The organism is Pedobacter sp. AC402 (assembly GCF_979252805.1).
On sequence record NZ_CEEDAI010000011.1, the window covers coordinates 345,676 to 367,409 of the forward strand.

The window sequence follows — 21,734 nt, forward strand, 5'->3', positions numbered from 1 at the left end:
CGACCGCAGTGTAGAAATCTTTTAACAATTCAAAGATTACTCCATTTCACTAAGCTTTAGTCGAAATGACGACCTTCATATTTGATTTGTCAATCAATTATAACTATTTATACAACTGGTTAAATATCAGTTTAAACGTACCATGTGTTTGAGCCCTGAAAACAATTTCAGGCCCGAAAGCAAGCAGCTTCCCTTTGCCAACCTTTGCTTCAAAAGCCGTTACACCATCTTGAAGATAGGCTTGCCCCCATGCCCATCCGCTGCGCAATGGTGAGGCGTTTTCAAACCACAATAATGGTTTTATCTTACCAGAAGCAATGGCGTCGCCAGTGAGCTTAAAAACAGGGCTGTTATCAAAATAAACATCAGCTTCCTTTTCCATTCCCCAATTGGTTGGTAAGGTTGTATCTACACCAACATTTAAAACACTTCCGGGAACATAATACTTTTCAGCAGGCAATCTCTTTTCCTCCCCGTTCACAATTTCGACCATTGCATTCCGCACCGGTAGATTTAAGTGATAAGCTAAATTTGTACTGCTGCCAATGGTTACAATATTTCCTCCTGCTTCCAGAAATTTCTTTAATTCAGGAATCGATTTATCGGAAGTGATTCTTCCTAAACGGTTTCTGAATTCTTGTGGAACTTCGTCTGCCTTTGGGCCAAAAGATCTGTTTCCGGCACCTCCCTGTACTCCTGGGATTGCACCACCAACAAAAATAATCACATCATATTTTGATTTTAAATTGCCAGCATCGATATCCTGAGGATAAATTACAGTTGCATTGTAATGGTACTGTTCCATTAAAAAGCGAACCCAGCCCGAAGCCATAGAACCTCCATAAGTATCCCATAAGGCAATTCTGGCAGTTGATATTTTAACTTTGCTTTTTGGAGCCGCAGCAATTTTTAGTTTGACATTTGCTTTTTCCAATACCGATTTTCCTGCTGATGAAACATAAAAATCGCCATTTTCTGTGGAGCGGTAAACCTCAACTTTGTTTCTCAATAAATCATTTACTGCGGTGTAAGAATCATTCTGCGCTGCGCTTAAGACATAGCTTGATCCGTTGGCTAATTTATTTTCAGGCTTTAATAATTGTCCATAAGGATTTTTCTCAAACGGACCTGAGAAATCATCAAGAATCCGATTAAATTTCACATCCATTAAATACGCTAATGTCCATCCAGCAGCATCATATGGTGGAATTGGCGCACCGCCTTCGTATTTAAAATCGTTTGGATGATCTTGCGGTTCGAACATGTCCAAAACATGCGGACGGAAAGCCTGATCGGTTTTAACCACATAACTTCCGGCAGGATAATTTTTTCCGGCAACACTAAAAGAGGAGGTTGCTTTTTGTACCACAATACCCGTTCTGATCAATGCATTTAAAAACTTGATGGCCGTATTGAAATCAGGTTGATCTGCAGATAAAATATAACCATGCGGATCTCTGTTTAAAGGGGCTTTCATTACCGTATCAAAAGCTTTCATACTGATTTGCCTTCTTGCTCCAAAATCTGCATCTCCACCTGCAATGGAGGTGCCTTTTTCACCTTTTGCAGCATTGTTAATGGCTTCAATTTTCTTAGGAGAGAAAGACCAGGTATCCTTTTTACCACGCTCAATTGAGTTTCGGCCCATTTGGTAAATGTTGTATAATAATTCATCCCGATAACGCTGTGCGTAACCTAAAACAGCATAATTTAAAGAAACTGAATAATCGATCGAATTTTTAAAATACCATTTTCTTGGCGTAATTGGGTTTGGTGAATCGCCACTAGGTAATAAACGCGATGGAACCAGGGGAATTTCAGATGGGGTAGGATTACCTATAATTTCGGTTAAAAGCCCAACCATATTGTGAAAATAAGTTGTGGTTCTTAACCCTCCATTGTACCAGGTAGAATAAACCGATCCTCCACGCTGGGTGTAGCCAGGTTTATTTTCTACATTCATTCTATTGTGCATGGCAGCACCCACAGCATCTAAACTGGTTAGTATGGTTGGATCGAAAACATAATTAAATGGGTCGCGGTAGGGTGGGCCTGCCACAACTGTACCTGCCGGACCAGCCTGGTGGTGGTTATACATAATCTGCGGAATCCATTCTACAAAGAGCTGACGGCCAATATTCTGAGTTTCTTTGAGGTTTAACATAAAGAAATCGCGGTTATTATCATGCCCTGCATATTTTTCATACAGAACGGGCAATCCAGAAGTAGTTCTTTTTTTAGGATCTTTATCCCTCATGTACCAATTCGCTCACCAACTCTTGTCCATCCGGGTTGGCATGCGTAAACAAAATAATCACATTATCCAGAATGCGTGTTGTTTCAGCATCATTTCTTGAAGCAAATTCGTAAATAGTCTGGATTAATTGATGCGCACCCACCACTTCATTTGCATGCAAACCACCATCTATCCATACCACGGCTTTACCTTCTTGTGCCAATGATTTTGCTTGCTCCGGCGTAATTTCGGCATGTGCCAGCTGTTGCGAAATTTCTTTATACCGATCTAATTTTTTTAGGTTTTCCGGCGAGGAAACAATGAGCATATACTGGCTTCTGCCTTCTTCAGTTTTACCTATATCGACTAATTTGATGCGGTTGGAGCTTGCGGCAAGTTTTTTAAAATAAGTTTCTGTTTGAGTATAATTAGCGAGCTGATAATCATCGCCTATATCAAAACCAAAATGAGATTTTGGCGTGGGTACCTCCTGCGAAAACACAGTGAGGCCATTTACCATTAAAAAAGCAAAACAGAGCCCTTTAAAGTAGTTTTTTATCATAATAAGAAGTTTAGTTGGTAATCAAATATAATAGAGAAAAAGTGCTAAAAACAGCTTGCTGTAAATTTGTTACAAGTTTTAAATCCTAATCCATACATTTGCCTTGATGTAAGTTCTTAACTTTATTTTTCATCAACCGATACAGGTTCCCGGAAATACACCCGGGATTAATAGGGAATCGTGTGCAAATCACGAGCTGTCGCGCAACTGTAAATTCTGTCTATAAAAAAGACAACGGTTTTACCATTCATGCCACTGTGCCGTTTAACCGGTATGGGAAGGCGGTAAAATCGGGAATAAGTCAGGAGACCTGCCTATATTGAATTGACGGTGCTTTCGCGTTATAAAGTAATTGGTCAGGTCTGATTGTACACAATAAAATTAAATTTTATATGCTTGCTTTAAGCTTTTTGCTGATAGCGGGCAGGCTGTGCCGTAACCTTTCCTTTTTATTTATAAGCAGAAACACATTAAAATACTGATTTGAGCTTTTAAACGATTTATTTACTTAATCTTTAAAAGAGATGCTAACGCAAAATCTAGGCTATCCGCGAATAGGTAGTCAAAGGGAATTAAAGAAAATCTGCGAAAATTATTGGGCAGATAAAACTGGGTACAAAAACGTACTTCAGGTGGGCAAAAACATTCGCCACGAAAACTGGAAACTTCAAAAAGAAGCCGGAATTGATGTTATTCCATCGAACGACTTCTCTTTTTATGATCATGTGCTCGATCATTCCTTAACTTTTGGGGCGATTCCGAAAAGGTATAACGAGGTGATTCTGAAAAAAGGAAACGAAGAACTCGATCTTTATTTCGCCATGGCAAGGGGCTATCAAAAAGACGGCCTGGATGTAGTGGCAATGGAAATGACCAAATGGTTTGATACCAATTACCATTACATTGTACCTGAATTTTATAAAAACCAGCCATTTAAACTCTTCTCGACCAAAATTATCGATGAATTTTATGAGGCAAAACAGCTGGGGATTACTACAAAGCCGGTTTTGATCGGCCCTGTTTCCTACCTTTTATTAGGTAAGGAAAAAGAAGCTGGTTTTGAAAAGATTGATCTTATTAAAAACCTCCTTCCGGTTTATATCGAGATATTATCCCGATTAGATGCTTTGGATGTTGAATATGTTCAGTTTGATGAGCCTTTTTTGACTTTAGACCTTACCGAAAAAGACAAGAAAGCTTATGAATATGCCTATAAAGAGATCAGAAAAGCTTTTCCGCGGTTAAAAATTGTTTTAGCTACCTATTTTGAAGGCTTGGGCAATAATTTAGCTTTAACAACTTCATTACCTATAAATATCTTACACATCGATCTGGTACGTGCTGAAGATCAGTTAATGGATGTTTTAACTTCATTAAAAGAAGAAACCGTTCTTTCTTTAGGTTTGGTAGATGGAAGAAATATCTGGAAAAATTATTTCGAAAAATCTATTTCCATCATTAATCAAGCCATAGAAAAAAGAGGTTTGGATAAAATCTGGATTGCCCCATCTTGCTCTTTAATCCACTCACCGGTTGATTTAGACAATGAAACCAACGAAAAAAATTTATCGGCAAAAATTAAACAATGGTTAGCCTATGCGAAACAAAAAATTACAGAGGTTGCTACCTTAAAAAAACTGATTACCAACGAGAACCCTGCATCTACCCAACAAAAATTGGAGGAAAACAAAATTGCCATCAGTAACCGTAAAGTTTCTAAAATCATCCACAATCCTGAAGTTAAACAACGTGTTTTAGGATTAAAAGAGCAGGATGCTGAACGCTTAAGTCCATTTTCTGCTAGAAAAATTAAACAGCAGGAACTTAATTTACCAAGTTATGCCACTACAACCATCGGCTCATTTCCGCAAACAGCCGAAGTACGGAGCTGGAGAGCCAAACTTAAAAACGGAACTTTTACTGTTGAGGAATATGATAATTTGATCGCTCTGGAAACCGAAAAAGCGGTAAAATGGCAGGAGGAAATAGACCTTGATGTACTGGTACATGGCGAATTTGAGCGCAATGATATGGTTGAATACTTCGGCGAGCAACTGGATGGCTTTGCTTTTTCTAAAAACGGCTGGGTACAAAGTTATGGTTCACGCTGTGTAAAACCGCCAATTATTTTTGGTGATGTTTCGCGACCTGAACCGATGACGGTAAAGTGGACAGCTTATGCCCAGTCACTTACCTCAAAGTACATGAAAGGTATGTTAACAGGCCCGGTAACGATTTTACAATGGTCGTTTGTGCGTAACGATCAGCCACGATCAGAAACTTGTACACAGATTGCCCTGGCTATCCGCGATGAAGTTTGCGACCTTGAAAATGCTGGTATAAAAATTATTCAGATTGATGAGCCAGCCATTAGGGAAGGTTTACCCTTACGCAAAGCAGATTGGCAAACCTACCTGAACTGGGCAGTTAAAGCCTTTAAAATTTCGGCTAGTGGCGTTAAAGATGATACTCAGATCCATACACATATGTGTTACTCGGAATTTAACGATATTATCCAAAACATAGCCGATATGGATGCCGATGTTATTACCATCGAAACCTCACGTTCACAAATGGAATTATTGGATGCTTTTGCCGATTTTAAATATCCAAACGAAATTGGTCCGGGTGTTTACGATATTCACTCTCCAAGGGTTCCGAAAAAGGAAGAAATGGTTCAGTTACTCAGAAAAGCAAAGGCTGTTATTCCATCAGAACAATTATGGGTAAACCCTGATTGTGGCTTAAAAACCCGGGGTTGGGACGAAACTAAAAAAGCCTTAATCGAAATGGTTGAGGCTGCTAAAGAAATGCGTAAAGCCGAAGAAGTTTTGGCTGCAGATCTTCAGGCGAATTAATCTAATTTGGCCACGGAAACACAGAAAACACGCGTTTTTATATTCCTGTTTTCCATGGCCAAGCTATACTTTGACAACTTTCTAATAAAGAAAGTTGTCAAAGCTTTTTACAGCCCCTATATTTATCCCATGACTCTAGAAGAAAGAATAGAAAACTCCAAAACCAGTATTTTTAAAGCCGTTTTTCCTAATACAACAAACCATTACGATACCCTTTTTGGAGGTACTGCCATGCACCTGATGGATGAGGTAGCTTTTATCACTGCAACGCGTTTCAGCCGCCAAATTATGGTTACGGTAAGCAGCGACAGAATAGATTTTAAAAAACCAATTCCTGCGGGCACCATTGTAGAGCTTATTGGCAAGGTAAATCATGTAGGAAACACCAGTTTAAAAGTTAATGTAGAAATTTATATTGAGCAAATGTATGCCGAGGGAAGAGAATTGGCGGTACATGGCGATTTTACTTTTGTAGCCATCGATGAAAATAAAAAGCCTGTTCAGGTAATTAAATAATCTAAAAAGATGTAAAAATCATCCATTCTTAATTTTTAGCTTTGATTATGGAACATCAGCATTCAGTAGAAGAGCTAAAAAATATTGCAAAACAATTAAGCTGCCCTGAAGGTGAGCATGGCATTAAATCAGGGGAGATGATGCATGCCAATAACATCGGAATGACTAATGCTGCAATTAATGCATTACAGCTAAAAAGCAATGAAAAAGTTTTAGAAATTGGTCATGGCAATGGCGGTCATATCGCTCAATTATTATTAAAAGCAGAAAATCTAACGTATTACGGAGCCGATATTTCGGAAACGATGATTGCTGAGGCCGAAAAGATCAACCAGCATTATATTACAAATGGAAAAGTTCATTTTCAGTTAAGCAATGGCGTTACGCTGCCATTTGAAAATTATATGTTCGATAAAGTTTTTACTGTTAATACGATCTATTTTTGGCCTGATCCGAGCAAATACCTGAACGAAATTAAGCGTGTATTAAAGCCTAAAGGGACTTTAGCTATATGTTTTGCGGATAAAACCTTTATGCAAAACCTTCCTTTTACCCCTTATGGATTTACACTATATGAGGTAAAAACCGTAATAGACTTATTAGAGAATGCAGGTTTTACAGTTAAAGATGCTATTAGAAAATTAGAACAGGTTCAAAGTAAAACAGGCGACCAGGTAGAAAGGGAATATTACGTAGTAACGGCTAAAGCATAAGAAACAAATAATAGTCCTCGTTTATAACAAAGAATAGTGATTGTATCGCTAATAGCACAATCACATTTTAAATGTGAATCTCATTCATCCTCGTTACAAACGAGGGCGATAATAAGAAAGGGAATATTAATTAGTAACGGCTAAAGATTACGAAACAAATAATAGTCCTCGTTTGTAACGAGGATTAGCGAGAATAGCGATTCTATCGCTAATCGCACAACCACATTTTAAATGTGAATCTCGTTCATCCTCGTTAAAAACGAGGACGATAAGTAGAAAGGGAGTATTACGTAGTAACGGCTAAAGATTATGAAACAAATAATAGTCCTCGTTTGTAACGAGGATTAGCGAGAATAGCGATTGTATCGCTAATAAAAAAAAACCTACATTTTAAATGTGAATCTCATCCATACTCGTTAAAATCAGGGCGATAGATAAACCTTTAATACAAAATCAAGTACAGATAGGCGTAAACAACTGGAGCAGCCAGTAACAAGCCATCAAAACGATCCAACAAACCACCATGCCCCGGTAATAACCCTCCGCTATCTTTTGTATCCAAGCTGCGTTTAAGCATCGATTCCACTAGATCACCTAAAGTACCGAAACTGGCAATTAACACGGCCATGCCAGCCCAAACCCAGGCAGGATTTTCTGTAAACCAAAACGACAAAGCAAAAGCAACCAAAACGCTGGTAAACATTCCTCCAAAAAAGCCTTCCCAGCTTTTCTTTGGCGAATGGCGCTCAAACAGTTTGCTTTTACCATATTTTACACCAAAAAGATAAGCTCCTGTATCATTTGCCCAAAGCATTAATAAAAATGCAAGCGGAAAATGAAAATTATATTCATTCCAATCTTTTAAAAACCCTAAAGCATGGAAAAAGCAAAATGGAATGGTTACATAAACAAAGCCCACAAAAGTGTAAGAGATATTGGCAAAAGGAATTTTATTCTTTTTATAAAGTTCTGTAATAAATACAGAGAAAATCAAAGGTATACACAGCAGCAGATATTTAACATCATATTTAAGGTAATGTAAGCCTGCAGCCATTAAAAATATCAGGAAACCGGCTACTAAACCAATGTTACGGTGTGGCCTGATCCCCGAATTTTTGATCAGTTTATAAAACTCGAATAAGGATAAAACACTTAAAACAAGATAGAAAATAGAAAATGTATAACTCCCTAAAAAAATAGAGCCAAGCATTACAATGGTAAAAAAGAAAGCGGTTATTGCCCTGGTTTTCATTTAAGATAGGAGGTAAAAGGTGTAGGGGATAAGGTCATGTTTTTACTAATCAATTTCGTTTTCAACGATATATTCTATGGCTTTATCAAAATCGACCTTACTTACCAAAACATTTATTTCGCCAATATTATATGCCGAGAGCTGTTTATTCATTGTTACCGCGGGGATGCCAGCCTCTGTTAACCCCTGTTTTAATACCTCTGCCGCAAAGGCATCGCTGGTGGTATATACTTTAACCCAATTTTCGCTCACGTGTTGCGCTATCTTTAAAAAATTTGAACAAAGCTATGGTAATTATTGCACTAATTAAATAGCCATACCACGGAAAACCGATTGGTTCGTCAGCTTTATCTAAAGGCATATGGTGTTTCTGCATGTAAAAAGCTGCACAAACTGCGTAAGCATTATTTATAAAGTGGGCTAAAATGGCATACCAGATACTTCCACTATAATAATATAAATAACCAAAGCCTGCACCTAAAAGCATACGCGGTAAAAAACCATAAAACTGAACATGAATGGCACTAAAAATAATCGCAGTACTCCAGATTGCAACATGATGGTTGCCAAGCATTTTTTTTAGCGAACCCTGAAGTCCGGCCCTAAAAAAAAGTTCTTCGCCAATTGCCGGCAATGCGGCAATCATGATTAAATTGACTACAAAATCCCAATTACTCCTTACCGTTATCAGCTGAATCGTCATTTTCATCGCTTGCTGCTCCTTCATTTTCATCCAACTTTCGAGTCCTTTCAAAAACTCTGGCAACACCAATTTCTGATTCAGCACAGCTGTCCATTCCATAACAGGCATACTCACAATCATGATAATAAAAACCAATATCAATAGGAGAAAAGATGGTTTATTAAAACCATAAAAAGTACTTGGCTTCCGCCCTTCTGTATAGGCTAAAACGATAGGAGGTAATATAAACATCCCGATAGAACTAAAAATCTGAATGATTTTTAATGCCGTAATAAACTTAGGGTCACCATATAAAATCATCCCAAGTTCACCAAATACGGAGGTGCCGTATACCATTGCAATTACAATAAAGCCTAATACTGTGCAGATTACCGCTCCTGCAGCCCAGTAAAGGCAAAGTAAAAATATCTGTAAAAGTGGGTGGCTTTCCTTTCGGATGGGTGTTACAAAATTCATTATTTGTACCTTTGTATGTTTTATTAATCGTTGAAGATAGAAAATGTCTGTTAAGATAGGAAATATAGATTTAGGTGAGTTCCCGTTACTGTTGGCTCCAATGGAGGATGTAAGTGATCCGCCTTTCCGTTATGTATGCAAAAAAAACGGGGCAGATATGATGTATACCGAATTTATTTCTTCGGAAGGTTTAATCCGTGATGCAGCTAAAAGCATTCAAAAACTTGATATTTTCGAATACGAAAGACCAATCGGGATTCAGATTTTTGGTGGCGATATTGAACATATGCGCGAAGCTTCAGAAATCGCTTCTGCTGCAGGGCCAGATCTTGTTGACATTAACTACGGCTGTCCGGTAAAAAATGTTGTATGCAAAGGCGCGGGATCAAGCTTGCTTCAGGATATTGATAAAATGGTAAAAATGACTGATGCTGTAGTTAAGGCCTCACATTTACCTGTTACCGTTAAAACCCGCCTTGGTTGGGATGACAATACTAAAAATGTTTATGAAGTTGCTGAAAGATTGCAGGATGTGGGTATTCAGGCACTTACCATCCATGGCAGAACCAGGGCACAATTATATAAAGGCGAAGCTGATTGGTCGCTCATCCGCGAAATTAAACGCAATCCCCGGATAAAAATTCCAATTTTTGGAAATGGTGATGTAGACAGTCCGGAAAAAGCTGCAAACTGGCGTATGGAATATGAAATAGATGGCATTATGATTGGTCGTGCTGCCATTGGCTATCCATGGATTTTCCGCGAAGTAAAACACTTTTTTAAAACCGGCGAACATCTTGCCGGACCAACTATCGAAGAAAGAATTGAAGTTTGCCGTACACATTTGGATAAATCGCTGGAATGGAAGGGACCTAAAACCGGAATTTTCGAGATGCGCCGCCATTATGCAAACTATTTTAAAGGCCTGCCTGATTTTAAACCTTACAGAATGCGTTTGGTTGCAGAGCCGGATATTAACAACATTTACAGTATTTTAGAAGAAGTGGCGGAGAAATTTGCCGACTATGATGCCACTAAAGTACTGGCTTGATTTTTGAAAGGTTTTTTTATACATTCGTAAATCATCATGGTTACAGCTATTACAGACGGGGTTAAAGTTTCGGTAGAAACACTTTACCAGCCAGAATATTCAAATCCGGCCAATGAACATTTTATGTTTGCCTATCGCGTAGAAATCTCAAACCTTTCTGATTATGCTGTACAGTTAATGCGCCGTCAATGGTTAATTTTCGATTCTAACAGCAGCCGCAGAGAAGTAGAAGGAGAAGGTGTTGTAGGTTTGCAACCTGTTATTCAACCTGGCGAAACCCACGTATATGTTTCTGGCTGTAATTTAAAAACAGATATGGGCAGCATGAAGGGTACCTATCTTATGAAACGTGATATTGATGATTCAGAATTTGATGTTGATATACCAGAGTTTCAATTGGTAGCACCTTATAAACTGAATTAATTCTACAAATATTAATCTCTAGCGTCTTCTCCCTGAATTTATTTCAGGGTCTATCTGGATAAAAAGATGCTGAAATTAATTCAGCAGGACGTTGCGTTTAAAAAAGTAAAAAATCTTTACCAATAGTAGCAGGATTGGAACAGAACCTTACCCATTTACCACAAACTGGGTTTTCCTAATAAAAATTTTCAATAGCGTCGTCTCCCTGAATTTATTTCAGAGTCTATCTGGATAAAAAGATGCTGAAAATTAATTCAGCAGGACATTTGCGTTTGAAAAAGTTCAAAACATCACCAATAGTAGCGGGACAAAACCTTACCCATTTACAACAAACTGGTTTTCCTAATAAAATTTTCAATAGCGTCGTCTCCCTGAATTTATTTCAGGGTCTATCTGACTAAAAAGATGCTAAAAATTAATTCAGCAGGACGTTTTTGTGTGAAAAAGTTCAAAACTTCACCAATAGTAGCAGGCGCGGGACAGGACTTTATACATTTCCCACAAAGTGCTTCCTAATAAAAATTTCCAATAGCGTCGTCTCCCTGAATTTATTTCAGGGTCTATCTGGCTAAAAAGATGATAAAATAAATTCAGCAGGACGTTTGCGTGTGAAAAAGTAAAAAATCTTTACCAATAATAGCGGAGCGGACTTTATTTATTTACCACAAACTGGTTTTCCTAATAAAAATTTTCAATAGCGTCGTCTCCCTGAATTTATTTCAGGGTCTATCAAGCTAAAAAGATGCTCAAATAAATTCAGCAGGACGTTGGCGTTAAATCACACCTTCTTTAGAAACCAAGTTAGTAAACTCTAATAAACAAAAAACGGCCAGAAATAATCCTGGCCGCCATGTGTTTTTCTAATTAAATATCGCTAATCTCTGCTTCTACCAAAAAGCATCGATGCGTAATACAATAAATTGGCTAATGCACCAACCGCTGCCACTACATACGTCATAGCTGCCCACCAAAGTGCATCTTTAGCCTGCGCATTTTCTTCCTGCGTTTGCATTACACCGTTATTATTTTTTAACCATGCCAATGCGCGGTTACTGGCATCAAATTCTACCGGTAAGGTAATTACGCTAAATATAGTTACGAGTGCCAGTCCTACCACACCTATTGCTAAAACAATCGGGTTTCCGGTAAAGCCAATCAGCAAAACACCAATTAATAAAACCCACTGTAACAGATTGGATGAAATACTCACCACCGGCACCATGCTGCTTCTCAACTGTAGCCAATGATATGATTTTGCCTGTTGTACAGCATGCCCACATTCGTGTGCCGCCACAGCTGCTGCTGCTACGCTTCGGCTGTAATATACATCTGTACTTAAATTAACGGTTTTATCTGATGGATTGTAATGATCTGTTAATTGCCCTTCGGTACTCATCACCTTCACGTCGTATATCCCATTATCATGCAGCATTCGCTCTGCCACCTCTTTGCCCGATAAACCTGAGCTTAATTGCATTTCGGCATACTTAGAAAACTTATTTCTAAATCGCCATTGTACAAACATGTCTCAACAATAATACCGGGATGATTAATATTAAATAAACTCCCATTTTCTTATGTATGTTTTTCATTTAGCCTATATCAAAAAGCGTTCCTATATTATTTGAGCGTTAAAAAACTTACATTTATGCTATGCCAAACACGTTTTCATATTGGGAAAAAGAATCGTTTTTCAATTTTGATGTCATTATAATCGGTAGTGGAATTGTTGGTTTAAATGCAGCAATACACCTAAAAAATTCAGTGCCTACATTAAAAATAGCAGTACTCGAACGCGGTTTTTTACCAACAGGGGCAAGCACCAAAAATGCAGGTTTTGCATGCTTTGGAAGCATTTCTGAACTAATTGAGCAGGAAGAAATGGCTGATACTGACCGCCTTGCTACACTGATTGAAAGACGATGGAAAGGGCTGCTTAAGCTGCGCAAGTTACTGGGTGATAAAACCATTGATTACCAATGTTTAGGCGGTTATGAATTATTTAAAAGCGAAGATGATTTGTTGGCCACTACATGTGTATCTAAAATTGAACATTACAACCATATTATCAAAAGTATTGTTGGGGTGGATGCTTTTAAGCGCAGTGATGATAAAATCAGTTTATTTGGTTTAAAGGGCGTATCAACACTCATCGAAAACCAATATGAAGCACAGATTGATAGCGGTAAAATGATGTTCGCACTACTACAATATGCACAACAGCTGGGTGTTACTATACTAAATAATTGCCCTGTAGATAAAATTGAGGAGGAAACAAATTTTACGCGCCTGTTAACAATCCACGGAACCTTTTCATGCAAAAATTTGATTGTGACCACCAATGCCTTTATAAAAAACTTATTGCCTGATATTGATATTGTTCCAGGCCGGGGGCAGGTTTTAATTACCAAACCGATTAAACACCTTAAAATAGAAGGTACGTTTCATTACGATAAAGGCTTTTATTATTTTAGAAACATCAATAACAGGATTTTATTGGGTGGGGGCAGAAATATTGATTTTAAAGCAGAAGAAACAACCTCATTTGGCCAAACTGATCAAATTCAGGCGGCGCTGGAAAGTTTACTTAAAAATGTAATTCTACCTCAGGTTAATTATGAAATCGATTATCGCTGGAGCGGTATCATGGCTTTTGGTAAAACCCTGGAGCCAATGATCAGCCAGGTCCGTACTAATATATTTTGTGCCACCGGCTGTAATGGTATGGGAATAGCAATCGGTTCGCAAACAGGCGAGGATGTGGCAAATTTATTGTTAAATAATTTATAGCTGTTTTTTACTACATATAACATAGCGTTCGGTTTTGTTAAAGATCTATATAAAAAACATCGTCATCTCGACTGCGTTGCACCAGATAGCTATCAGGTCTGCTCGAAATAACGTCTTTTGGAATCTATTAAAATGCTTTTATTTGAACACAACCGTTTTATTTCCACTTACAAACACACGATTTTCGAAAATAAGTTCCAGAGCCTCTAACAAAACCTTTTTCTCAATTTCTTTTCCCGCCCTAATCATTTCTTTTACTCCGAAATTATGATCAACATGATTGGTATGTTGTGTAATAATTGGTCCTTCATCTAAATTATCAGTAACAAAATGAGCTGTTGCACCTATAATTTTTACACCACGTTCAAAGGCTTGCCGATAAGGATTTGCACCGATAAAAGCAGGTAAAAACGAGTGGTGGATATTGATAATTTTACCTGCATAATCTTTTACAAAATCAGCAGATAAAATCCGCATAAACTTAGCGAGTACTAAATAATCTACTTCAAACTTTTTAATAATTTCTTTTATTTCAGCCTCAAATACACTTTTATCCTTACCGCTGTGATCTACATAAAAATATGGAATACCTAATTTTTCGGTAAAATCTCTTAAGCTTTCATAATTGCCTATAACGCATTGTACATTAGCACCCAAGGTTTTAAATTGGTTTTTGATCAATATTTCTGCTAAACAATGGTATTCTTTTGTTACTAAAACAGCAATCTTTTTCTCTTGCTCTGCTATTAAATTTACTTTAGCGGCATTTGGAAGATTTTCTAAAAGTTTTTCCTTTAATTTTTCTGCATCTTCGAGCATTCCGGTACAGGCAATGCGGGTAAAAAACGATTTATTTACCTCATCCACAAACTCGCGCATGGCAATAATATTAAACTGGTGTGCTGCAAGCACCCGGGTGATATTGGTAACCAAACCTACCTGATCTGGGCAGGATATGAGGACTGTTAATGCGTTCATTTATAAAATACTAATGTTCAATTATAGAAATTTTTTTCGGTTATCCCTTTTTCATAATAACTAAAATTTTTTGGTATATCTATTTTAAATCTTCATTTTTGCTAAAATTTTTATCATTATGGAGATTGCCGGTATTGCTTTACTAATCGTTATATTAATTGTTTTGGTTCTTTTATTTCTAAAGAAACCTCAGGCAGCCATTTCAATTGTTTCGATAGAAGATTTTGAAAGAACAAAAAGCGAAAATGAATCATTAAAAATTAGTTTAGCCAAAGCAGACGAGCGTGTTTCTAATTTATTGACTGAAAAAGAGCACATTACCATATTGCTTAAGCAGGAGCAACAACGTTTAATTGAAGAGTTACAGGCAGAACGCGACCGCCTGGCTGATGCCAACCGCGAACTCGAAAGCACAAGATCTTTTTACCTGGCAGAGAAAGAAAAACTTGCAGAGCAAAAGGCCAGTTACGAGCAATCACAACAAAAACTGAATAAAGATTTTGAATTGATAGCAAATAAAATACTCGAAGAAAAATCAACGAAATTCATTGAGCAGAACCGCACCAATCTGGACATCATTTTAAATCCGCTGAAAGAAAACATTAAAGCTTTTGAAGATAAAGTTGAAAAAGTTTACAAAGCCGAATCTGACGAAAGGAATATTTTAAAAGGGGTTATTTCAGAGTTGCAGATTCAAAGCAAACTTATTCAGGAAGATGCCAATAATTTAACAAAAGCGTTGAAAGGCGATAGTAAGAAGCAAGGAAACTGGGGGGAAGTAATTTTAGAAAAGGTTTTAGAACGCTCCGGATTGGTGCGCGATCAGGAATATCGCATTCAGGCCTCGCATACCTCTGCCGAAGGCGGCAGATACCAACCCGATGTGGTGATCGACCTTCCGGATGATAAACATCTTATCGTTGATGCTAAGGTATCGCTGGTTGCTTATGAGCGTTCCGTATCAGCCGATACCGATGAAGAGCGAGAAGGCTATGTAAAACAGCATTTGGCCTCAATTAAGAATCACATACAGGAACTATCTTCTAAAAATTACCAGGATTTATATAAAATTAATTCTCCGGATTTTGTTTTGTTATTCGTACCTATCGAATCATCTTTTAGTATTGCAGTACAAAAAGATGCAGAATTGTTCAATTTTGCCTGGGATAGAAGAGTGGTTATTGTGAGTCCATCTACATTATTGGCTACTTTACGCACAATTGCCAGCATGTGGAAACAGGAGCGACAAAACCGTAATGTAATGGAAATTGCCCGTTTAAGCGGTAGTATGTACGATAAGTTTGTGGGTTTTGTTACAGATATGGAAAATATCGGCAAACACATTAAAAACGGAAAGGATGCTTATGATAAAGCGCTTAATAAACTCTCAGTAGGATCAGGAAATTTAACCAATACGTCTGAAAAGATTAAAAAACTTGGTGCAAAAGCTACCAAACAGATTGATACGAAGTATCTGGATGTTAACGAAGACTAGAATATCGTCATCTCGACTGAAACGCAGTAGAATGGAGAGATCTGCTAATATAGATTTCTCGACTACTTTGCACTTCGCTCGAAATGACGACTTACTCTTTATTGATAAAAATTATTTATTAAAAGCATTCCAGCCCTGGGCTTTCAACTCGTGTACTTTTTCTGATTTAGAAACCATTTTACAACCCGAATTTTTATCGGTAACATGGCCAATCACCGTAATATCTACATCGTGTTTCAGTTTTTTATAATCTTCCTGACTGATCGTAAATAATAGCTCGTAATCTTCACCACCACTTAAAGCACAAACTGTTGGGTCTAACCCCAATTCACGTGCAGTTTCATAAGTCATAGGATCCAAAGGAATTTTCTCTTCGTAAATGGTTATTCCTTTATCTGATTGTTCTGCCAGGTGTAAAATTTCAGAAGCCAAACCATCAGAAACATCAATCATTGAGGTTGGTTTAATACCTAAATCATCTAAAAAGTGCCACAATATCCATCCGTGCTTCTGGTTTGAGCTGCCTTTCTATGATGTAATCTTTACCTTCCAAATCTGGCTGAACCTGTGGATTTTCGAGATAAATTAGTTTTTCCCTCTCCAAAATTTGCAAACCTAAATAAGCACCTCCTAAATCACCCGATACACACAATAAATCATGTTCCTGAGCGCCATTTCTATATACTACTTTATCCGCATCGGCATAACCAATACTGGTAATACTGATCACCAAACCTTGCTTACTTGATGAGGTATCGCCACCTATTAAATCTATGTTGTATTTATTACAGGCCAGTTCAATGCCTTTATAAATTTCTTCAACAGCTTCTAATGGAAATTTACTCGATAAACCCAGCGAAACAGTAATTTGACTGGCTTTTCCGTTCATCGCATAAATATCACTCAGGTTTACCTGCACCGCTTTATAACCAAGGTGCATTAAAGGCACATAAGCCAAATCGAAGTGAATTCCTTCCAACAATAAATCGGTAGAAATTAAAGTTTGCTTTCCTTTAGCATCCAAAACAGCCGCATCATCGCCAACACCTTTAACCGAATAATCATTCTTAATTTTGAAATTAGTGGTGAGGTGTTTAATTAAACCAAACTCTCCTAATTCATTAATATCTGTGCGTTCTTTATTTTCAAACATAAGTTATATTTCATTTATCGTCATGCTGAACTTGTTTCAGCAACTTTAACGAATAAGACCTTGATCCCGATGTAAAATCGGGACAGGGCGACGAATCTATTATTTAATATTTTCCATCCAATTTTTACCCTCTGTAAACCTGGCAATTAACATTGCTGCAACGTTATCACCAGTAGCATTTAACAAGGTAGCCATTGGATCTACTAAGGTACCAATAATCATGGCCGGTGGCAAGGCTTCTGGTGGTAACTGGTATGCCGAAATCATCAATAATTCGCCAATATAACCTCCATTCGGAATTCCACCTTCAACAATACTAACCAAAACAGTAATGCCTAAAGCCAAAATAATGGTATCAACGTGAACCAGATCTTTTCCGAAAATTGCAAAAACTACAGCAATTTTTATAATTGAGCTAATGCCTCGAACCATCTTTATGTAATGTTGATCCTAAAGGGATGGTTACATTGGTGATGTACGCAGGCACGCCCATTTTTGTTGTCCCTTCTAAGTTTGCCGGAATAGTGGCAATGCTGCTACAGGTTCCGATTGAAGTTAAAGAGGGTACAATATTATTTTTCCAAAAAACTTTTATGGCTTTAAATCCACCCGCTACAAAAGCATAAAGCGTAAAAAAAACGATAAAATAAAATGCTCCAACGCCATAATATAAACCTAAAGCTTTGGCATAAGTACCAAAGAGTTGTGGTCCCAAAACTCCAACCTGATAAGCGAAATATGCACCTAAACCAATCGGGCCTAGTTTCATAATTAAAATGATGAGTTTTTTCATCACTTCATTGCCAGAAACGAGGAAATTTTTAAAACCATCACCTTCTTTTTCAGCATATAGCGTAGAAAAACCTACCAAAACTGAAAAAATAATCAGTGGAAGCATATTTTTTCTGCTTCCTAATTCAAAAAATTCCCCTACGGTTAAAAGTTGGGTCATTTGCTCACCAAATGACTGTATTTTTCGGGTTCAGCTGGTAAAGCAGCATTTCCCAATTGTTGGTGGATCGGAAAAATCCAGGTTGCTGCCAAGGTCAAAATTGCGGCAATTAAAACAGTCGACAGAAAAACCAATACCATTATGGTTAATAATCTACCCAGTTTTTTTGTTCTATCGATATTCGCAATTGCAGATGAAACGGCGAAAAATACCAATGGTATAACAGCAGTAAACAACAGGTTTAAAAATATATCACCCAAAGGTTTTATACTTTCAACACTTTTCCCAAAAATTAATCCTACTATACTTCCAACAGATATACCTGCCAAAAGCCATAATAAGCCGGAGTAGTTTTTAAGAATGTTGTTTTTTTCCATATACTTGTTTTTTCTTCATTGCGGGTTACGAGAGCTATCTTACCTATCGCTACCAGCAAACGCATTAAGATTGCTTCCCAAAAAAGTCGGGGCAGGCTCTCGTTCCTCCCGGCAATGATTATTTATTTTCTACAAGCCCAATTCTGCAGAAATATCAAGCATACGTTGAATCGGCTTACGTGCTTTTTCAATAATATGCTCAGGTACAGTTACTTCCTGGTAAACCATTTTTAATACATAAATATAGTTTTTCTAAAGTATTTCTTTTCATATAAGGGCAATCATTACAGGCACAGCTGTTATTAGGCGGTGCAGGAATAAAAGTTTTAGTAGGATTTGCTTTCTCCATCTGGTGGATAATCCCACTTTCGGTAGCTACAATAAATTCAGTTGCCGGATTGGTAATGGTATATTTTAACAAACCTGTAGTAGAACCTACATAATCGGCCATCTTTAAAACCACTTCTTCACATTCAGGATGCGCAATAAATTTAGCATTCGGATGGCGTTCTTTAAGCTTTGTAATTTTTTCCTGAGAAAAAATTTCATGTACCATACAGGCACCATTCCACAGCACTAAATCGCGCCCGGTTTTTTTAGCCACATAAGCACCTAAATTACGATCAGGACCAAAAATAATTTTTTGATCTTTAGGTAAACTCTCCACAATTTGAACAGCATTGGTACTCGTGCAAACAATATCACTTAAAGCTTTTAATTCGGCCGTACAGTTTACGTAAGTAATTACCAGGTGATCTGGATATTTTTCTTTAAACTTTTTAAACAGGTGTGGTGGGCAACTATCTGCCAATAAGCAACCTGCTTTTACATCAGGCAATAAAACTGTTTTATTGGGCGACAAAATCTTGGCTGTTTCTGCCATAAAAATGCACGCCGGCAAACACAATCACATCAGCATCTGTTTTTGCAGCTTCTTGCGATAGCCCTAAACTATCGCCAATATAATCTGCAATATCCTGTATGTCAGGCTCTTGATAATAATGAGCAAGAATTATGGCATTCTTTTCCTTTTTCAATTTCTCGATCTCCACAAAAAGATCGAGTGTAGGATCAATTTCCTCTTCTGCGAAACCTTTTTTGTTGATTTCTTCTAAGACATCTATGTTCATTTTTAAATTTTCCTTTTTTGAATTTTGACGTTGGCCAAAGATAAAGCTTTCCACGTCTCAATAATTAATAAGTTATTTTAAATAAATAAATCTTGTTTGTTTATTAGTGTGTTAATATTGTTGGCAAGTTTAGAAATTTCTTTCGTTTAGATAAGTTATTAATCGTTTACTAACATTTAGATTACATTTATCTAATATCATAAGTTTGATTTACAGCACTATCGAAAATCCGTTCAAATTTTATCAATACCGGAATGTTAATTGTTTATAAGTGGGTAAAAAGTTAATTACTTAGGTAAAGCTGGTTAAAAATTGCGCAAAAGATTGTGGCAAATTGTGTTTTTAGAGTAGCTTTAAACATTCAAATTTATTTGTTAGGATAATTTAGACATGGAGTTAACATTTATTAACTAGTTGTTAACATCGTGGATAAAGTAAATGTTTTTATTAATGAGAAAAGTAGATTTTCTGGTAATTGGTTCAGGGATAGCGGGTTTAAGTTTTGCACTTAAGGCTGCCAAGTTTGGTAAGGTATTAATTGTAACCAAGTCTAATGAAGACGAATCGAACACGAAATATGCCCAGGGCGGCGTTGCAGTTGTTGTGGATAAAGGTGATTCTTTTGAGAAACATATTGATGATACTTTGATTGCCGGGGATGGATTATGCGACGAAAAAATTGTGGAAATCGTTGTAAAAGAGGGGCCTCAGCGCATCCAGGAGATTATTGACTATGGTATAAATTTCGATAAGGATAATGCCGGTTTTTATGATTTGGCCAAGGAAGGAGGGCACTCAGAACACCGTGTTTTACACTATAAAGATATCACCGGATATGAGATAGAAAGGGTATTGCTAAAAGAAATTCATGAGAATAACAACATAGAGATATTAACACATTACTTTGCGCTGGAGTTAATAACCCAGCATCACCTTGGTGAGTTTGTGGATAAACGTACAGAAGATATTAACTGTTATGGCATATATGCCTTTAACACAGAGCTTAACGATGTGGAAAAGATTGTGGCAAATGTGACTGTTATGGCTTCGGGTGGTGCCGGCCACGTGTATTCGGCCACAACAAATCCTGTTATTGCAACAGGAGATGGTATGGCGATGGTTTATCGTGCTAAAGGAAAAGTTAGGAATATGGAGTTTATTCAGTTCCATCCAACAGCTTTGTATCATCCTGGTGAGTATCCATCGTTCTTAATATCAGAAGCGGTAAGAGGTTTCGGTGGGGTTTTAAGACGTAAAAATGGAGAAGAATTTATGCATGAGTACGATGAACGAAAATCGCTTGCACCACGTGATATTGTAGCACGCGCTGTTGATAATGAAATGAAAAAATCGGGTGATGAGTTTGTGTATCTTGATATTACCATGCGTAAGAAAGCCGATATTTTAAAGCATTTTCCTAATATATATGCTAAATGCCTATCTATTGGGATAGATATGACGAAAGATTATATTCCGGTTACACCTGCATCTCATTATATGTGTGGTGGTATTTTGGTTGATGAATACGGACGTTCTTCAATAAAAAATCTATATGCTTGCGGTGAGTGCTCTTCAACGGGTTTACATGGAGCTAACCGATTGGCCTCCAATTCATTACTTGAAGCTACTGTTTTTGCACACCGCATTTATCAGGATGCTATAGAAAAATTCAAAAATAATGTTATCCCTGACCATATTCCTGAATGGGACTCTAAAGGAGTTACACAAAGCAATGAAGACGTATTGGTAACCCATAATTTAAGAGAGTTACAAAAGGTAATGGGCGATTATGTAGGTATTGTGCGTTCTGATTTTCGTTTAGAAAGGGCACATCGCCGTTTATTTTTAATATACCAGGAAACTGAAGAATTTTATAAAAAGAATAAGGTATCAGTTAAACTTTGCGAGTTGCGTAATGTAATTCAAACAGCCTATCTTGTAATTAAATCTGCCATGCAAAGAAAAGAGAGTAGGGGCTTACATTATACTACTGATTATCCGGAACATGCCAAAGAATTGGTAGATACTGTTTTTTAATAAGATCTCACCATGCTGTATTTATTTCAGCAATATTAGATATACAATAATT

The 21,734-nt window shown here is 37.3% G+C and carries 17 protein-coding genes, 3 pseudogenes and 1 riboswitch; of the genes and pseudogenes, 8 read left to right on the forward strand and 12 right to left on the reverse strand.

The annotated features are described in order from the left end of the window. Positions 1-103 precede the first annotated feature (103 nt). Together AC0IWE_RS20280 and AC0IWE_RS20285 are read right to left on the reverse strand one after the other, a co-directional pair. Entirely contained in the window at positions 104-2,257 is a 2,154-nt protein-coding gene (locus AC0IWE_RS20280; RefSeq protein ID WP_471794506.1) for a M14 family metallopeptidase, read from the reverse strand. Continuing rightward, on the reverse strand, positions 2,247-2,798 hold the full coding sequence (locus tag AC0IWE_RS20285; RefSeq protein ID WP_471794507.1) for a M14 family zinc carboxypeptidase: 552 nt from the start codon (positions 2,796-2,798) through the stop codon (positions 2,247-2,249). Before AC0IWE_RS20285 ends, AC0IWE_RS20280 begins: the two co-directional genes overlap by 11 nt. Before the next feature lie 126 nt (positions 2,799-2,924). Next, positions 2,925-3,130, forward strand: a riboswitch (cobalamin riboswitch). A 192-nt stretch (positions 3,131-3,322) separates the two neighbouring features. Between AC0IWE_RS20285 and metE the strand changes: the two genes are divergently transcribed. The 3 genes from metE (at position 3,323) to AC0IWE_RS20300 (ending at position 6,885) form a co-directional block, all read left to right on the forward strand. Continuing rightward, positions 3,323-5,656, forward strand: coding sequence for a 5-methyltetrahydropteroyltriglutamate--homocysteine S-methyltransferase (gene metE, locus AC0IWE_RS20290; RefSeq protein ID WP_471794508.1), 2,334 nt, complete (start codon positions 3,323-3,325; stop codon positions 5,654-5,656). 129 nt (positions 5,657-5,785) lie between these two features. Next, on the forward strand, positions 5,786-6,172 hold the full coding sequence (locus tag AC0IWE_RS20295; RefSeq protein ID WP_025141655.1) for an acyl-CoA thioesterase: 387 nt from the start codon (positions 5,786-5,788) through the stop codon (positions 6,170-6,172). 47 nt (positions 6,173-6,219) lie between these two features. Next, positions 6,220-6,885: a class I SAM-dependent methyltransferase gene (locus AC0IWE_RS20300; RefSeq protein ID WP_471794509.1), complete on the forward strand. Its 666-nt coding sequence runs from the start codon at positions 6,220-6,222 to the stop codon at positions 6,883-6,885. Positions 6,886-7,327: 442 nt separating this feature from the next. On the opposite strand, the gene AC0IWE_RS20305 is transcribed toward AC0IWE_RS20300, so the two are convergent. From AC0IWE_RS20305 to AC0IWE_RS20315, 3 genes are read right to left on the reverse strand one after another with little or no spacing between them, the layout of a single operon-like run. After that, on the reverse strand, positions 7,328-8,137 hold the full coding sequence (locus AC0IWE_RS20305; RefSeq protein ID WP_055914341.1) for a phosphatidate cytidylyltransferase: 810 nt from the start codon (positions 8,135-8,137) through the stop codon (positions 7,328-7,330). Between the two features lie 45 nt (positions 8,138-8,182). Continuing rightward, positions 8,183-8,389, reverse strand: a complete 207-nt coding sequence (locus tag AC0IWE_RS20310) for a putative signal transducing protein (protein WP_055914343.1) — start codon at positions 8,387-8,389, stop codon at positions 8,183-8,185. After that, positions 8,370-9,296 (reverse strand): lysostaphin resistance A-like protein, encoded by a 927-nt coding sequence (locus AC0IWE_RS20315; RefSeq protein ID WP_471794510.1) that lies wholly within the window; start codon positions 9,294-9,296, stop codon positions 8,370-8,372. The genes AC0IWE_RS20310 and AC0IWE_RS20315 overlap by 20 nt, the downstream gene beginning before the upstream one ends. A 43-nt stretch (positions 9,297-9,339) precedes the next feature. Here AC0IWE_RS20315 and dusB point away from each other — a divergent pair, with 43 nt between their 5' ends. Next, complete coding sequence (gene dusB / locus AC0IWE_RS20320; RefSeq protein ID WP_055914349.1) at positions 9,340-10,347, forward strand: tRNA dihydrouridine synthase DusB; 1,008 nt, start codon at positions 9,340-9,342, stop codon at positions 10,345-10,347. 36 nt (positions 10,348-10,383) lie between these two features. Then, a complete protein-coding gene (apaG, locus tag AC0IWE_RS20325; RefSeq protein WP_055914352.1) occupies positions 10,384-10,770 on the forward strand; it encodes a Co2+/Mg2+ efflux protein ApaG in 387 nt (128 codons plus the stop codon). An 874-nt stretch (positions 10,771-11,644) separates the two neighbouring features. Here the strand turns inward: apaG and AC0IWE_RS20330 are convergent. Beyond that, positions 11,645-12,341: pseudogene (locus tag AC0IWE_RS20330) on the reverse strand (zinc metallopeptidase). An 82-nt stretch (positions 12,342-12,423) separates the two neighbouring features. Between AC0IWE_RS20330 and AC0IWE_RS20335 the strand changes: the two are divergent. Then, entirely contained in the window at positions 12,424-13,560 is a 1,137-nt protein-coding gene (locus AC0IWE_RS20335; RefSeq protein ID WP_471794511.1) for an NAD(P)/FAD-dependent oxidoreductase, read from the forward strand. Positions 13,561-13,698: 138 nt separating this feature from the next. On the opposite strand, the gene purU is transcribed toward AC0IWE_RS20335, so the two are convergent. After that, positions 13,699-14,538 carry a formyltetrahydrofolate deformylase gene (purU, locus tag AC0IWE_RS20340; RefSeq protein ID WP_471794512.1) on the reverse strand — a complete coding sequence of 280 codons (840 nt, stop codon included), beginning with the start codon at positions 14,536-14,538 and terminating at the stop codon, positions 13,699-13,701. Positions 14,539-14,656: 118 nt separating this feature from the next. On the opposite strand from purU, the gene AC0IWE_RS20345 reads away from it, so the two are divergent. Further along, entirely contained in the window at positions 14,657-16,033 is a 1,377-nt protein-coding gene (locus AC0IWE_RS20345) for a DNA recombination protein RmuC (protein ID WP_471794513.1), read from the forward strand. Positions 16,034-16,144: 111 nt separating this feature from the next. Here the strand turns inward: AC0IWE_RS20345 and thiL are convergent. The 5 genes and pseudogenes from thiL to nadA form a co-directional block, all read right to left on the reverse strand. Beyond that, positions 16,145-17,186, reverse strand: a pseudogene (gene thiL / locus AC0IWE_RS20350) (thiamine-phosphate kinase). Between the two features lie 99 nt (positions 17,187-17,285). Beyond that, positions 17,286-17,618: a cation:dicarboxylate symporter family transporter gene (locus tag AC0IWE_RS20355; protein ID WP_471794514.1), complete on the reverse strand. Its 333-nt coding sequence runs from the start codon at positions 17,616-17,618 to the stop codon at positions 17,286-17,288. After that, the gene (locus AC0IWE_RS20360) at positions 17,602-18,138 is read right to left on the reverse strand and encodes a dicarboxylate/amino acid:cation symporter (protein WP_471794515.1); all 537 of its coding nucleotides are present in this window, start codon (positions 18,136-18,138) and stop codon (positions 17,602-17,604) included. Before AC0IWE_RS20360 ends, AC0IWE_RS20355 begins: the two co-directional genes overlap by 17 nt. Beyond that, positions 18,135-18,515 carry a cation:dicarboxylate symporter family transporter gene (locus AC0IWE_RS20365; RefSeq protein ID WP_471794516.1) on the reverse strand — a complete coding sequence of 127 codons (381 nt, stop codon included), beginning with the start codon at positions 18,513-18,515 and terminating at the stop codon, positions 18,135-18,137. The genes AC0IWE_RS20360 and AC0IWE_RS20365 overlap by 4 nt, the downstream gene beginning before the upstream one ends. A 129-nt stretch (positions 18,516-18,644) precedes the next feature. After that, a pseudogene (gene nadA / locus AC0IWE_RS20370) lies at positions 18,645-19,645 on the reverse strand (quinolinate synthase NadA). A gap of 450 nt (positions 19,646-20,095) precedes the next feature. Here nadA and nadB point away from each other — a divergent pair. Then, on the forward strand, positions 20,096-21,682 hold the full coding sequence (nadB, locus tag AC0IWE_RS20375) for an L-aspartate oxidase (RefSeq protein WP_463492141.1): 1,587 nt from the start codon (positions 20,096-20,098) through the stop codon (positions 21,680-21,682). The last annotated feature ends 52 nt before the right edge of the window (positions 21,683-21,734 follow it).